Source organism: Paracoccus sp. SCSIO 75233, from assembly GCF_027912675.1.
GTDB lineage: Bacteria > Pseudomonadota > Alphaproteobacteria > Rhodobacterales > Rhodobacteraceae > Paracoccus.
The window spans coordinates 50,699-65,201 of sequence record NZ_CP115760.1; the positions used below are offsets into that span (position 1 = coordinate 50,699).

Sequence of the window (14,503 nt, forward strand, 5' to 3'; positions counted from 1 at the left end):
GCGCCGCCATGGGAAAAGCGCGGATCGCCACGGGCGTCCTGCTTGTGACGCTGGTGACCGGGGCCATGGGCTATACCATCGCCTCGGCGGTGCTGACTTACCAGGATCTCGGCTTCGGCGCCGAGATCGACTTTGCCTATATCGCGCAGAACTATCTTGCGATCCTCGATCGCCGCCCGGAGGACGCGCAACTTATTCACCTGATCATCGGCAGCTTCGCTGCCGCCGGCCTCATGCTGAGCCTCGCCCTCTCGGGGTCCGCCCTGACACGCTTTGGCCAGACCCATTGGCAGAGTGCGCGCGAGATGAAGGCCAACGGGTTTTTCGGCGCGCCCGGCACCGGCTTCATCCTCGGCAAGCTCGGTTCCCCGAAGTCCCGCGCCAAGTACATCTGCTCCAAGGTCTTCCCGCATGCGCTGATCGTGGCGCCGACGGGCCGGGGCAAGACCTCCGGGTTCGTCATTCCGAACCTGCTGACCTGGCAAGGCTCCGCCGTGACGCTCGATGTGAAGGGGGAGTGTTTCGAGGCCACGGCCCGCCACCGTGCGGCCCAAGGCGACAAGGTCTATCGCTTTGCCCCCACCGATTGGGAGGGCAAGCGCACGCATCGCTACAATCCGCTCCTGCGCATCTATCAATTGAAGGATCCCGCGCGCCAGCAGATGGAATTGCAGCTCCTGGCGACGCTCTTCCTGCAAAGCGACAATGACCGGGTTCAGGGTCTCCTGAAGGGCGGGATCGATCTCTTCGTCGCCGCAGGGCTTTTGGCCTTCCAGCGTAAGCGCCCGACCCTAGGCGAAATCTACCGCATCGCCGCCTCGGGCGGGAACAAGCAGAAGGAATACTTCGCGCGGGGTCACGAGGTCGACAACAGGGCCGCCAAATTGATCTTCACGCGGCTCGCTTCGACCAACAACGATACGCTGACCTCCTACGTCTCGCTTCTGATGACCTCGGGGCTCGATCAATGGCAGAATCCGGCCATCGATGAGGCGACGGCGGTGTCGGACTTTGATTTCCGCACGATCCGCAAGAAGCCCTTCTCCGTCTACCTCGTCGTCCAGCCGCTGATGGTGAAGCCGCTCGCGCCGCTGATCAGGCTCTTCTTCTCTGACCTTCTCTCGGCCATGCAGGAAAAGGACCCCGGGCCGGATGAGCCCTGGCCGGTGATGATCATGCTCGACGAGTTCAATCGTCTCGGCAAAATGCCCATCGTGGTCGAAAGCATCGAGACGCTGCGCACCTATCGTGGTCACCTCGCCGTTGTCACCCAAACCATCCCCGCCCTCGATGAAATCTACGGCGAAAACACCCGCCGCGCCTTGCAGGGGAATGCGGGCGTGAAGCTCTACCTGACGCCCTCCGATGAAAAAACCGTCGAGGAGCTGAGCAAGGCGGTCGGCAAGACCACGAAGACCGTCATCACGCGCTCCCAGTCTATCGGCAAGAACCCCTTTGAAGGGCGCAGCCAGTCGACCCGGACCGAAGAAAGCTCCTTGCTCCCTGAAGACGAGGCGCGCCGCCTGCCGCTCGATGAGATCGTCATGGTGATCGATGCGCAGATGCCGGTCCGTGCAAAGCGGATTCAGTATTTTGACGACCGGCTGTTCAAGGCGATCCACGCGGCGCAGACGGGTGAATTGCCGTTTCCAGAGCCGGGGGGAGGGGGATCGCAAGGCACGCTGCCGCTGAGTGTGCGCGCCATGCCGATGACGCCGCCGTCGGATGGGCCAGGGGGAACAGAAGCCGATGTGGAGAGGGCGAGCCAGGCTGGCGATGGTCAACCGTCAGGTCAAGCCGACGCCGCTCCAAAGAAGACCGCGCCTGTCGTTCAAGCCGTCATCGCCGAGGAACAGCGCCAGATGGAGATGGATTTTGGCAGCGGCGTCGTGGATTCTGAAGCTGCGAGCGTAGCTGATGAGGCGCAGATGCGCTCTGCAGTCGATGGCTTGGACGAAATGGAAGCGATGCTGCGAGAGGAGGATGGTGAAAGGCTGGTTGCGCGATAGGGTGGCGGACATCGCCTGTTTGTCGGGGAGGGCGGGGAGCCGACCTTCGCCGCGGGTGCGAGCACCGCGCGTTTTCACGATCTGAGCGGACATTCAGCCTGACTTGCTCCGCCGGGTCTGGGTTGATTGATACTAAGGCCGGGAGCCAACTGTTCGCTGCGGGTGAGAATGCCCCTGACCGAGGAGCCGCTTGAGGTGCAGACCGAGGCGTGGCTAATGAAGCGTATCGCAGTCTGCCCCCGCGGCCATGCGGCGGAGGCGGCGGTCTTCGATCCCATCATCGCGGCAAGCGGCGAGCCGGCCTGCAGGGACCTCGCCCAAGCCACCCGCATCGCGCTTTCCATGGAAACCAATCTCGGCCTCGGTGCCGACCATCCGCTGGTCCACCGCAACATCGATCTCGCGGGGCATCCGCCGCTGCGGGACGGCGATCTCCTCGACCTTGTCGATGCGCGGCTCCAGGCGGCCACGCAGATGGCGCAATGCTTCGTTGAGGCTCCTCGTAACCGACTTCTGAAGCTTGCAGACGCTCTCGAGACGGCAGGCACGCTCGACGCGGGCGACATCGCCGAGATCTTCAATGGAGGGAAGGGCGGGATACCGTGCAACCCGCAGCCATCGCGATAATGGCCGCAAGCATCGTCCGGCATTCGCGACGTCCGGAACGGTCAGGCTCCCGCTGCGCGTCTTGGCGGCTGCCGCCAGCGTCGCATCAGTCTCCAACCCCGAGATCACAGCCAGCCATCACCGCTTAAGAGAGGTTTGTCCCATGAGCATCAGCATCGCCGCCGACGGCAGCCCGGGCCGCTTGGACGAGGAGCTCAAGCGCCCGCACCATCTCGTCGCCAACCTCAAGCGCATCTGATTGGCCCGTCACCCAAATCCGACCATTTCACGTATCACTTGATATTTGAATATCGAACACTATCTATTGTCTTCAAGGTCGTCACGTTTGACACGGCCAGATACAGATAGCGGAGCCTCACATGACCCATGGCGCACACTCCGGCCTTTACGGCCCTTCCACCGCTCCGGATGGTTTCGAGCACGAACCTGACGCTACAGCCGGCTACTGGAGCCATCGGGCCAAAAACACCTTGCCGCCCCCCGACTTCATTGGCCCCTATGCCCGGCACCGCCCGCTCCCCACGCCGGGCGTGGAAGACCGGAGAGCCTGGATAATCGGTGGCGGAATTGGCGGGCTCGCCGCAGCATTTTACCTAATCCGGGACGGCCATATGCCGCCCGCCCATATCACCGTTCTTGAAGAGATGGATATCGAAGGCGGCTCAATGGACGGCGCCGGCAACCCCGAAGACGGCTACCTTATCCGGGGCGGCAGGGAGATGAACTGGAACTATGACACGCTGTGGGACATGTTCCAGGATGTCCCAGCCGTAGAGCTCCCTGAAGGCTATTCGGTATTGGATGAATACCGCCTGCTGAATGACAACGACCCCAATTATTCCAAGGCGCGTCTGATGCGCAATCAGGGTGAAATCGTTGATTTCACTGATATGGGGCTGACCCACTCCCAGCAATGGGAAATGATCCGTCTGATGCTTAAGAGAAAAGAAGACCTCGATGATATAACCATTGAGGAATACTTCTCCGAAGGTTTTCTGAGCAGCAATTTCTGGGCGCTGTTCCGCTCCATGTTCGCGTTCAAGAACTGTCACAGCCTTCTGGAAACCAAGCTGTACATGCACCGCTTCCTAGATTCCGTTGACGGTTTCGGGGATTTGTCAGCCCTCGTTTTTCCCAAGTACAATCAATATGATACCTTCATCAAACCGCTGGCGGGCATGCTGCGCGAAAAAGGCGTGCGCTTTCAGTTCGGCACGCGCGTGCAGGATCTGGAGCTGAGCGAGACCGGCGCCCAAAAGACCGTGACAGGCATTGTCTGCACTGTCGCAGGTCAGCCGCAACGACTGGAGGTTGGGGAACCCGATCTTGTCTTTGCGCTGACAGGCTCGATGACGGAGAACACGGCCTATGGCGATCTGGATACTGTGCCCCAACTGACGGTCGGACGCCACGAGCCCGGCCAGGACAGCGGCTGGACGCTCTGGCGGAACCTGGCGGAAAAATCTGATGTGTTCGGCCATCCCGAAAAATTCTATGGCGACACCGACCAGTCGATCTGGGAGTCCGCCACCCTGACCTGCAAACCCTCGCCGCTTGTCGACAAGCTCAAGACGCTTTCGGTCAATGACCCGTATTCGGGACGCACAGTGACAGGCGGTATCATTACCTTCACGGACTCAAACTGGCTGCTGAACGTGACGTGCAACCGTCAGCCCCATTTTCCCGATCAACCTGAAGACACGCTTGTCTTGTGGGTCTATGGCCTCTTGATGGACCAGCCGGGCAATCATGTCGGCAAGGCCTTGCCGGAGTGCACAGGACGCGAGATTCTCAGCGAACTCTGCTATCATCTGGGGATTGAAGACCAGATCGATGATGTGGTCGCCAACACCAAGGTGCGTACCGCGCTGATGCCCTATATCACGGCGCAATTCATGAAACGCGCCGCCGGCGACCGGCCCCGGGTCGTGCCGGAAGGATGCACGAATCTGGGCCTGATCGGGCAATTCGTCGAAACCCGCAACGACATAATATTCACAATGGAGGCCTCTATCCGCACCGCCCGGATCGGCGTCTACAAATTGCTGAACATTCCCAAGCAGGCGCCCGACATCAGCCCAACCCAGTATGACATCCGCAATCTACTCAGGGGCGCGCGCGCCCTGAATAGCGGCAAGCCGTTCCTGGGCGAGAGGTTGCTGCACCGGTTGCTGGATCGGACGTATTATGCGCATATCCTGCCTCCCTTGCCTGAACCCGAGACCCAGCGTGATGAAGCCTTCGAGGCCGAAGTCGATACTCTGGCCGCCAAAGGCGGTGCCGCGCTGAAGGCCCTGGGGAGCTGGATCAGCAACGTCCGCAAAGGCTTCTCGAGCGAATGACCGCTGATCCCAGAGCCACAGCCAGAAGACTCTCGCCATGACAGATGCCCCCCGTCGACTGTCGCGACAGGAACAGCAACAGCGCACACGCGAGTGCCTTCTGGATGCGGCTGAAATGCTGTTCGCCGAAGGCGGGGTCAATGCGTCCTCGCTTCGAAACGTATGCGAGCGGGCCGGGTTCTCCCAGGGGGCTTTCTATTCCAACTTCGCGAGCAAACAGGACCTTTTGCTTTCGGTTCTCGAACGTCATATCGAACGCGAAGCGGCCCTGCTGCAGTCTCTGGTGAAATCGGTGTCAAGCGATACGCTTGATCACGCTCTGGAAGGGTTTTCAGAGCACCTCACGGCCATCGCGGAGCAAACACAATGGTCCCTGTTGGCGATCGAACTGCAATTGCAGGCGCAGCGTGACGCCGATTTCGCCGCTCAGTGCGCTCACGCGCGCAACGCTAGCTATGACGCCCTAGCCTCGGTTCTGGAAACGCTGAAAACGCGCTTCGAGCTGAGCTATCAGCTTCCAACACGCCAGCTTGCGATCAGCCTTTACGCCCTGTGGTCCGGACTCGTGCTGTCTCGGGCCGGGGGTGAGACCATATCTCGCGCCGACTTACTTCTGACCCATTTCAGAGGATTGGTGGCCTCACCCAAATCTTTGAAGGGTTGAGACAGTATTGGTGCCGAGAGCTAGCCTTCCGCCTCCGCCGGGGTTCGCAAGCGCAGCGAATGGCGGCTTCGACGGGCAGCGCTGCAGCATCCTGAGCCGAGACTGAAGGTCGGCTCCGGGCCGTCTCTGCCGGGCGGACCCACTCGCCTGGGCGTCCAGCACGCCGCGCCGCCGCATGACCGCCTCGAGCCCTTTTTGACGAATGCTGCCGAGCGACTGGACGGCCGCTTCGGCGGACCCGCAGCTTAGCGAGGTGTTCTCCGTTCGGGTCTAGACATACTCCGTAATGCGTTTCAACAAGGCGACACCGGCACCTGATAGAACGCCGCAAGAAGACGTAAGCTCTTGACGACGCCCGGTGTCGAGCGGGTGGGGTCCTGTTATGTGACCGTAAACTGCCCCATCATGCCCGCATCCTCGTGTTCGAGGATGTGGCAGTGATACATGAATGGTGTCTCTTCCGAAGCCAGCTTGTCGAACCTCAGCAGGATTCCGGTCGGACCCTGCACACGGACAACATCTTTCCAACCGATCTGCGCCGAGTCGACCGGCCGTCCGTTCTGACTCACGCCTCACGATAATTGTCACACGCCTCAACACCCTTTGCGACCACGTCGAGAAGTGCGTCCACATCGTTCAGAAGGACCGTGATGCGCGGGTTGCTGATACGGTAACGGATGAAGCGCCCTTCGCGGTCGCTGGCGACAAGCCCGCAGTCCAGCAGGCACCTCAGATGGTTGGAGACGTTGGGTTGCGATAGTTCGGTCCGCTCGACGAGCTCGTGAACGGCCAATGGCTCGTTGCAAAGTGCACCGAGGATGGCCAGGCGGCTCGGGTCCGCGAAGCCGCGGAACAGCTTCGCCCGTCGCTCGATGGTTGCGCTCTTGCGGTCATCGACCAATTGCGCCATATCACTCCTCGCTGATATGTTGTTCTTCGATTCATCCTAGCAGGAATAGCGCGACCATGGCCAACACCGAAAATGCCGGATCGACGGCAGATGTCCCGCCCGTCCGTTACCGGGTTTCCGGTATGGATTGCGCCAAGGATGCCGCGCAGATCGAGCGGGCGGCACAGGCAGCCGGGGTCGCGCCCGGCGATGTGAAAGTGTCGGCCGCGACGCACATCATGACACTGACTGCACCCGAAGTGCGCCTGCCGGACATCGAAAAGGCAGTCGCGGTGACAGGCTATGGCTTCGACCGGATCGAGGGCGATGAAGACATTCCGCCGAATCCCGCCCATCAGGACCCGGCCTACCGCCGTGCCCTCTGGATCGTCGTGATCCTGAACGTGGGATACGGGGTCCTCGAAATGATCGGCGGTTTCATTTCCGGATCGCAGGCCGTGAAGGCCGATGCGCTCGATTTCATCGGCGACGGCGCGATCACCTTCCTTGGCCTGCTGGCCATCGGCTGGAGCCTCGCCTGGCGGGCACGGTCGGCCTTGATCCAAGGCATCTTCCTCGGCCTGCTCGGCCTTGGCGTCCTCGGCACGACCATCGTGCGAGTCTTCGAACGGACGACGCCGGATGCAGGTCTAATGGGCCTGCTTGGCATGATCGCCCTTGTCGTCAACGTCATCTCCGTTCTGCCGCTGCTGCGGTTCCGCAAGGGCGACGCGAACATGCGGGCCGTCTGGCTATTCTCGCGCAACGACGCCATCGGCAATGCGGCGGTTGTCGTTGCCGCCGGTCTCGTGGCGTGGCTGGGCAGCGCCTGGCCGGACCTCATCGTCGCCTTCGGCATCGCCGGACTGTTCCTGCACTCGTCTTGGGCAATCATCCGCGATGCGCGGGCCGATCTGAAGGCAGCGGCATGAACAGCCGCGTTCTGGGCGGGCTCTGCGCGATCGCGGCGTTCGGCCTCGATCAGGGTACCAAGGCGCTTGCGCTGAACACACCGGCGCTTGAGCGCGGCGTCGAGGTTCTACCCTTTCTCAATCTCGTGCGGGTTCTGAACGATGGAGTCAGCTTCGGTATGCTGGGCGGGATCGTGCCTTGGTGGGGTCTCATCGCGCTTGCTGGCGTGATCGTGGCATGGCTGCTGATCTGGTTGTGGCGCGCGCCGGACAGGCTGACGGCTGCCGCTCTCGGTCTGATCATCGGCGGCGCGCTCGGCAATGTCCTCGACCGGCTGCGTTATCAGGCCGTCCCGGATTTTCTGGATTTCCATTACGGAACATACCACTGGCCGTCCTTCAATCTTGCGGATGTGGCGATTTTCTGCGGTGCGGCCCTGCTGTTCTGGGACAGCTTCCGCTCGGCGCAGAACAAGCCCGAACGTAACCACCGAGAAGAAAACGTTACGGGGAAATAATCGATGTCCAGCATTCCATCCGCAAAGGGCATCGACAGCACGCTTGCCCTGCTGCGCAACCCATATGAGTTCATTCCGGACACATGCCGCGATCTTGAGGGCGACCTGTTCGAGACCCGCATCCTCTTTCAAAAGACGATCTGCATGACTGGTGCCGCAGCTGCGGAGGTCTTCTATTCCGAGGATGGGCTCGTGCGCGCAGGCTCGATGCCGAAGCGTATCCAGAGAACCCTGCTCGGCGAAAAGGGCATCCAGGGGCTCGATGGCGAGGCGGCGGCCCGCACGACCCATGTCGCCTTCGACAAGACCGGGACGCTCACACATGGCAGGCCCCGCGTGACAGATGTCTCTGTGTTGAGTGGAAGCGGCGACGACCTCATGGCGCTTGCCGCCGGGGTCGAGAGCGGCGCGAGCCACCCGCTCGGACAGGCGATCTGCGCCGAAGCCGAGCGGCGAGGCGTGGGCGCGGCGACGGCCACCGGCGGCCGCGCGCTTCCCGGCAAGGGGGCGGAAGCCTCCATCGACGGCGTGACCGTCATCGTGGGCTCCCCGCGGCTGGCGAACGAGCGCGGCGCACTCACGGACGACCTGCGGACCCGCGTGGCGGCGCTGGAAGCCGAGGGCAAGACGGTGGTCATCGTGTTGCGCGAAGACGTGCCTCAGGGCCTCATCGCGCTCAGGGACGAGCCGCGCGCCGATGCGGCGAACGCTATCGCGCAACTGCGCGGGCTCGGCATATCTTCGGTCATGCTGACGGGGGACAACCCGCGCACGGCCCAAGCCATCGCTGAAGGGCTCGGGATCGAACATCGTTCGGACCTGATGCCGGAGGACAAGGTGACAGCGATCCGCGACCTGAGGGCGGAGGCCCGCGTGATGATGATCGGCGACGGGATCAACGATGCGCCGGCGCTCGCCGCCGCGCATGTTGGCGTTGCCATGGGCTCGGGCACCGACGTGGCGCTCGAGACGGCCGACGCGGCGATCCTGCGCAACCGTGTGACCGATGTGCCGGGCAAGATCCGCCTCTCCCGTGCGACCATTTCGAACATCCGCCAGAACATCGCGATTGCGCTCGGCCTCAAGGCGATATTCCTCGTGACTACCGTGCTCGGGATCACCGGCCTTTGGATCGCAATCCTCGCGGATACCGGTGCCACCTTGCTGGTGACGATGAACGCCCTGCGGCTGCTGTTCTTCCGTCCTACCGGCACGCCTGAACCTGCGGGTCACGTCGATCTGACCGCTGAGACACGCCCCGATCGCGCCGCCGCAAAGACCTGAAAGGAACCCTGATGACCCTCACCCGCCGCGCCGTGATGGCCTCCGCCGCTTGCTTCGCCGCGACGGCACCGACCGCCGGACTGTCTCAAAGCTCTCCCGCGATCCACGTTCTGAAAGACCCGAACTGTGGCTGCTGCACAGCTTGGATCGAGATCCTCAAAGAGAACGGATTTAAGGTCACCACCGAGCGCAGCTTCGGCACCCTCCTGATCCGGCACAAGCTCGAGAACGGCATCCCCCAGAACATGACCTCCTGCCACACCGGCGAAATCGAGGGCTACATGATCGAAGGACACGTGCCGACGGCCGACATTCGACGGCTGCTATCCGAGCGCCCCGATGCCGTCGGTCTCGCCGTGCCTGGGATGCCTTACGGATCACCGGGCATGGGGCCAGAGGATGAGCGGGAAGCCTACGACGTGTTCCTGATCCTCGGAGATGGCAGGACGGAAATCTTCTCCAGCTACGAGGCTGCCTGACGGCGCCGATCTCAGGATCGCTGTGGGGCCACTGCACAAACCTCACACCGCGCAGTCGCAGCGAAAGTCAGGAAAGTCCCGCACTGCTGACCTTGAAGCCCTGAACGATGCTGCAGGTGCCACGAATGTCAGGTATGGGGAAGCCGCACTGCGGCGATGTCCACGCTGGCGAACGGCTGCTCAGGGCCGTCAAATTCCGATCCGCGCTTGCGCAGTAGCAGTCTTGTGCAGTTGCGAAGCAAACTCTGTTGTGGGCGCGGTCAGGTCTATCGTTCTAAACGAAATAGGGTGTCCTTGAATAACCAGGGTTTCGTCAACGCTGCCGCCAACTTGCGGATGGAGCAGAATTCCTTCCGAGGTCAGACTGGGAGGCTGCTCCATGTGTTCCTGTGTACGCAAATATGCATACATCTGGTATAGATACCCGCTTCGCAAGATTTCGTCCCTGTGGTTCGATCTGGTCAGAATTCGGGTGAACTTGGTGTCGATGACCACGTGACGTTCGGTTTCGGGATGGGTCAGTTCGATGTCGGTCTGCATGCCAGGAAGGATCGCGGACAGGCCTGGGGTTGTGCCGGACACAGGCCAAGCGAGGCGTCGCCCCTGGGCAATGGACCACCCCTCTGGCTTCAGGGCTATACGGAGCGCATTGCCGATGGCGCGTTCGAAGAGACGGCGGATCAGGTGCTCGGTCGTCTCATCACCGGGCTGTAGCGAGGCCCCTTTGGTTTCGGTCGGTATCGTCCCATCGAAGACCATCCGGGCAAGTGCCACCATCATTCTGTCCGCATTCTCGTTCCTGCCTATCTGGTCGGTCGCCAGTTCGGCGCGAGAGGGCCTGCGCGCCGAGACGCCCGCGCGCGCGAAATCCGCCGCGAGGCTGCGACAACGATGTCCGGTCTCCCGGGCGGAGACTCGGGCAGAGAGACGTTCAAGCGCAGCGCGAACCAGCCTGTTTCGAGGCGTGTCCATGACATGCTCTTCGAACCGGCAGGCGATCTGACCGCGCTCCATGAGCTGGCCCGCCTCTGTCGCCAGCATGTCGATGCGACCGCGTACACGCGGCAGAACTGCTGTCCGCGCCTGGTAGCCACGGCTCAGGTTGCGGTGAAGTCGATCTTCGACCACGTGGGCCATCAGGCGGCCGATGAGATCCGGCAAGTCCTGGGCCTGCTCGACATCGCGCTCGAATCGACCCTGGAGTTGAACGAGATCCGCGGCATAGAGAAACAAGATCCAGATGTTGCGAAGCGGAATCTCGGAGGCCATCAGAGCCCGTCGCGCAGCCGCGCCTTTGCTTCGGCAGCCCTCTCGGGCGCATCAAACCAGTATTCGTCGAGCAGCGGTCCGATCTCCGTTTCTATCACGTCGTTGAACCAGCCCTTCGGATCGGCCAGCGGCTCGGTTGGCGTGATGTAGGAGTGGCCGACGCGGAACTGCTGACCTAGAGTCCTGTCGCCGGATATCTCGTCGTTCAGCGCCGTCATGCGCGCCCGGATCAGATCCACCATGTCGCTGTCGAGCCCGCGATCCGCGCACCATGCGGCCCAGGAATCGTTCAGCATGGGCTCGAGCGAGATGAAGGCGAAGCGCCGCCGAAGCGCCAGATCTACGAGTGCCAGCGAGCGGTCGGCCACGTTCATCGTACCGATGATGTAGAGATTGTCCGGGACATGCACGCGCTCGCCTGGCTGTTTTCGGTAGGCGAGCTCGATCGCGTCAGCGCGGCTGCGCTTGGTGTTCTCGAGTAGTGTCAGCATCTCGCCGAAGACCTGAGCCGGGTTGCCGCGATTGATCTCCTCGATGATGAGTAAATGCGCGATGTCGGGCTGGGCGCGGGCGGCCTCCACCACCTGCAGGAACACACCGTCGGTGATCACAAGACCCGCTGAGCTGGGCCGATAGCCTCGCACGAAATCCTCGTAAGAGAGCGACGGATGGAACTGGACCGAGCGCAGTTGCTCGGGCTTCGGCGTGCGTCGCCCGATCAGCGCCTTTGCCAGGCGCTTCGCGAGCCAAGTTTTGCCGGTGCCTGGCGCACCCTGAAGGATCAGGTTCTTCTTATCCTCCAAGCGTGCAATCAGTTTCGCGAGCGCGCCACGCGACAAGAACCCGCCCTCGGCAATGATGTCGTCGATGCCATAGGGCTCGATCGGAGGCGCATCTGTCTCGCCGTCCGCCTGCTCCTCCTCCTCGATCAGGGTGAGGGGTTCGAGGTCCTCGGCGTACTTTTCGGCCCAGTAGGGATGCGCCAGGAACCGTGCCAGGTCCTGGTTTTCTCCGTCGAAGGCGAATGCCACCAGTTGCCTCGCCATGTCGTCGTCCTCAAAGCGCGCCCTGGCGACAGTCGTGCGGTAGGTATAAAAGAACCACTCGCGTGGCGGGTCGACTTCTTCCCAGGCGACATCGACAGTCTTCCCGTCCCCCGGATTGCCAGTAATCGTGCCAATCGCCTTGATGCGCATGGCGCTGACCGGTCGCCCTCGGTTCTCGAACGGCACATCGTTCTTGCGCGTGTAAGTCGCCTTGATCGCGATCCGGTCGCCCTGCTTCATCTGTTTCACGAGATGTGAGAACTTGTCGTCATAGCCATTCTGCCAGATGCCTTCACCAAGGAAGCGTGGGGTCTGGTCGCCTTCGTCCCATGCTGCACCGACGAACCAGTAGTTGATGCCTTCCGGGACGATATCGCCTTCCGGTGCCTGGTCTTCGTCTTCATCAGCCTTGAGTGCTGCATGCTCTTGTCTGAAGATCTCGACGGCGAGGTCATCCGTCATTTCGATGGAACCACCCGCATCGGTCAGGGCCCAAATGCCGCGCTTCGGGGAATAGAGGTAGCCGGCCTTAACAAGGTAGAACCGTGCCCAGGCAACCCGATTGTTGAACTTCGGCTGCCCGTTTTTGTTGGTCTGGTTCAGGAAGTCGTCCGGTACTTCATGTCGCTGCGCGATTTCTTGGAAGACCTGTTTCGGGCGCGCCCGCCCCCCAAGATCGCGCAAGACCTCAAGGACCGGCGCGAAGTAGCTGACGAACTGCGGAACGCCTTCAATTTTCTGCTCGAAAAGTTTCACACCTGTCCCCGGGTTTTTCAGGAAATTCCGACCAGTACACCCGATGGCTGAGATCTTTGCAATTGGGTCGGGACTTCGGGTTTCCTCGATTACCTACTGCTGACCTTCGCGTATCCAATTTTTCTGCGCGATGTCACGAAAGGCCGGTTCGGGGAACTGCGTTGCAGCGATGACCGTCCTGGCGAATGTCGGCTGTGGGCCGGACTTACACCGCTGAATGTTGAAGATATTCAAGGCGACGCTCGACTTGTATCAGTCGCCGCGTGATCTCGCGACGCCGTTGATTCTGCCATCACCAATGCCCCTGGCAGGCGCGGCGTGGCCTATCGTGCGTGACCGCTCCCTGCAAACGCCCAAGTGCGCGACAGGATGAACGTACAGGCAGCCGCAAAGGCGGTCGAGATCAGAACGGCAGCTTCGAGACGAAACAAGCCGATGCCCTGCAATAGGAACAGGACAATTTCATTTGCTAGAAATCCGATTGCCGCCACCATAGCGAATCGTCCGAAAGTCTGGGTCGCGGACGAACCATGTCCGGCGAAGGTGAACAGATGGTGACCAGAGAAACTGACCATGAAGGCAATCAGGAAAGCAACAGTGTTGCTGATCAGCGGAAGCATGCCAAACCAGACAAGGCCGATCGCGACGCCCAGATGGACAAGGGTCGCCAGGCCCCCGGTCAGGGCGAACCGCGCGACCGCGCCTAGCATTCGGATGACGCGGCAATCGTGACATCCTCGGCGATCAGATAGCCGGGGCGACCTTTCACCTCGCTGAAGACCCGCGCCAGATATTCGCCCAACACACCGATGGACATCAACTGGATGCCACTGAAAAAGAAGATCGCCACTGCCAGCGTGGACCAGCCGGGCACAGCATGGCCGAGCAGCAGCGTGCGGCCGGCTAGAAACAGCCCGTAGAAGATCGACAGCATGGCAAGGATCATTCCGATGCCGGTCCACATGCGCAACGGCCAGTCGGTGAAAGCGGTCAGCCCGGTCATGCCCAGTCTCAGCAGTTCGCGGAAGCGGAACTTGGTGCTACCCCCGGCGCGTGGCTGCAACTCGACCGGGATGGCAAGCGAGCGGAAACCGACCCAGGCATAAAGCCCCTTCATGAAGCGATTGCTTTCGGGCAGCGCGCAAAGCGCATCGACCACCTTTCGATCCATCAGCCGGAAGTCCCGCGCTCCGGCAGGCATTGACACCTCGCTGCCGATATTCAGGAAGCGGTAAAAAGCGGCGGTACAGCGGCGCTTCAACCAGCTTTCATCATCACGATGGGCGCGGACGGCGTAGACAATCTCATAGCCTTCTCGGTAGCGCTCCAGCATCGTATCGACATAGCGCAAAGGCTCTTGCAGGTCGGCGTCGAGAATTACCACGGCTTTGCCCGTCGCATGACGCAGCCCAGCCATGATCGCCTGTTCCTTGCCGAAATTGCGCGACAGACGCAGCAGGCGAACCGGCAGGTCCCATTGGCCGGATGTGACCAGTTCCAGCGTTTCGTCGCTGCTGCCGTCATCGACGACAACGATCTCGGAATGCGGCACCAGCCTGTACGCCTTGCGCGACACCCGTGTCAGCGTTTCCTCGATTGTTTCTGCCTCGTTATATGCCGGAATGACAAAGGATAGATCGGGCGCCAATGGCCCTGAATCGAGCATGCGTGGCGTCATGTTTGCCGTTTCGCGAGTGATATCCTGCATG

13 protein-coding genes and 1 pseudogene are annotated in these 14,503 nt (G+C 61.5%); 8 read left to right on the top strand and 6 right to left on the bottom strand.

Going from position 1 to position 14,503, the window contains the following annotated elements; genetic code table 11:
* Nucleotides 1-8 precede the first annotated feature (8 nt).
* The 4 genes from PAF12_RS17230 (at nt 9) to PAF12_RS17245 (ending at nt 5,642) form a co-directional block, all read left to right on the top strand.
* Nucleotides 9-2,009 carry a type IV secretory system conjugative DNA transfer family protein gene (locus PAF12_RS17230; RefSeq protein ID WP_271109853.1) on the top strand — a complete coding sequence of 667 codons (2,001 nt, stop codon included), beginning with the start codon at nt 9-11 and terminating at the stop codon, nt 2,007-2,009.
* Nucleotides 2,010-2,177: 168 nt separating this feature from the next.
* On the top strand, nt 2,178-2,636 hold the full coding sequence (locus PAF12_RS17235) for a hypothetical protein (protein WP_215507918.1): 459 nt from the start codon (nt 2,178-2,180) through the stop codon (nt 2,634-2,636).
* A 359-nt stretch (nt 2,637-2,995) separates the two neighbouring features.
* Nucleotides 2,996-4,978: an oleate hydratase gene (locus PAF12_RS17240; protein WP_271109845.1), complete on the top strand. Its 1,983-nt coding sequence runs from the start codon at nt 2,996-2,998 to the stop codon at nt 4,976-4,978.
* Between the two features lie 37 nt (nt 4,979-5,015).
* Nucleotides 5,016-5,642, top strand: coding sequence for a TetR/AcrR family transcriptional regulator (locus tag PAF12_RS17245; protein WP_271109846.1), 627 nt, complete (start codon nt 5,016-5,018; stop codon nt 5,640-5,642).
* Nucleotides 5,643-6,022: 380 nt separating this feature from the next.
* Here the strand turns inward: PAF12_RS17245 and PAF12_RS17250 are convergent, their stop codons facing one another.
* Nucleotides 6,023-6,211: a multicopper oxidase domain-containing protein gene (locus PAF12_RS17250; protein ID WP_035746442.1), complete on the bottom strand. Its 189-nt coding sequence runs from the start codon at nt 6,209-6,211 to the stop codon at nt 6,023-6,025.
* The gene (locus PAF12_RS17255; RefSeq protein ID WP_054522777.1) at nt 6,208-6,552 is read right to left on the bottom strand and encodes a helix-turn-helix transcriptional regulator; all 345 of its coding nucleotides are present in this window, start codon (nt 6,550-6,552) and stop codon (nt 6,208-6,210) included. Before PAF12_RS17255 ends, PAF12_RS17250 begins: the two co-directional genes overlap by 4 nt.
* 56 nt (nt 6,553-6,608) lie before the next feature.
* Between PAF12_RS17255 and PAF12_RS17260 the strand changes: the two genes are divergently transcribed.
* The 4 genes and pseudogenes from PAF12_RS17260 (at nt 6,609) to PAF12_RS17275 (ending at nt 9,723) form a co-directional block, all read left to right on the top strand.
* Nucleotides 6,609-7,463 carry a cation transporter gene (locus tag PAF12_RS17260; protein WP_036708216.1) on the top strand — a complete coding sequence of 285 codons (855 nt, stop codon included), beginning with the start codon at nt 6,609-6,611 and terminating at the stop codon, nt 7,461-7,463.
* On the top strand, nt 7,460-7,960 hold the full coding sequence (lspA, locus tag PAF12_RS17265; protein WP_009807499.1) for a signal peptidase II: 501 nt from the start codon (nt 7,460-7,462) through the stop codon (nt 7,958-7,960). The genes PAF12_RS17260 and lspA overlap by 4 nt, the downstream gene beginning before the upstream one ends.
* A gap of 267 nt (nt 7,961-8,227) precedes the next feature.
* Nucleotides 8,228-9,244, top strand: a pseudogene (locus PAF12_RS17270) (HAD-IC family P-type ATPase); the annotation flags it as partial.
* 11 nt (nt 9,245-9,255) lie between these two features.
* The gene (locus PAF12_RS17275) at nt 9,256-9,723 is read left to right on the top strand and encodes a DUF411 domain-containing protein (RefSeq protein ID WP_121634690.1); all 468 of its coding nucleotides are present in this window, start codon (nt 9,256-9,258) and stop codon (nt 9,721-9,723) included.
* A gap of 189 nt (nt 9,724-9,912) precedes the next feature.
* Here the strand turns inward: PAF12_RS17275 and mcrC are convergent, their stop codons facing one another.
* The 4 genes from mcrC to PAF12_RS17300 all read right to left on the bottom strand — a co-directional run bounded on the left by mcrC (nt 9,913) and on the right by PAF12_RS17300 (nt 14,502).
* Nucleotides 9,913-10,992, bottom strand: coding sequence for a 5-methylcytosine-specific restriction endonuclease system specificity protein McrC (gene mcrC, locus PAF12_RS17280; protein WP_271109847.1), 1,080 nt, complete (start codon nt 10,990-10,992; stop codon nt 9,913-9,915).
* Nucleotides 10,992-12,794 (bottom strand): AAA family ATPase, encoded by a 1,803-nt coding sequence (locus PAF12_RS17285; protein WP_350135618.1) that lies wholly within the window; start codon nt 12,792-12,794, stop codon nt 10,992-10,994. Before PAF12_RS17285 ends, mcrC begins: the two co-directional genes overlap by 1 nt.
* 323 nt (nt 12,795-13,117) lie before the next feature.
* The gene (locus tag PAF12_RS17295) at nt 13,118-13,504 is read right to left on the bottom strand and encodes a GtrA family protein (RefSeq protein ID WP_119746558.1); all 387 of its coding nucleotides are present in this window, start codon (nt 13,502-13,504) and stop codon (nt 13,118-13,120) included.
* Nucleotides 13,498-14,502 carry a glycosyltransferase family 2 protein gene (locus tag PAF12_RS17300; protein WP_271109848.1) on the bottom strand — a complete coding sequence of 335 codons (1,005 nt, stop codon included), beginning with the start codon at nt 14,500-14,502 and terminating at the stop codon, nt 13,498-13,500. The genes PAF12_RS17295 and PAF12_RS17300 overlap by 7 nt, the downstream gene beginning before the upstream one ends.
* Nucleotide 14,503: the final 1 nt, after the last annotated feature.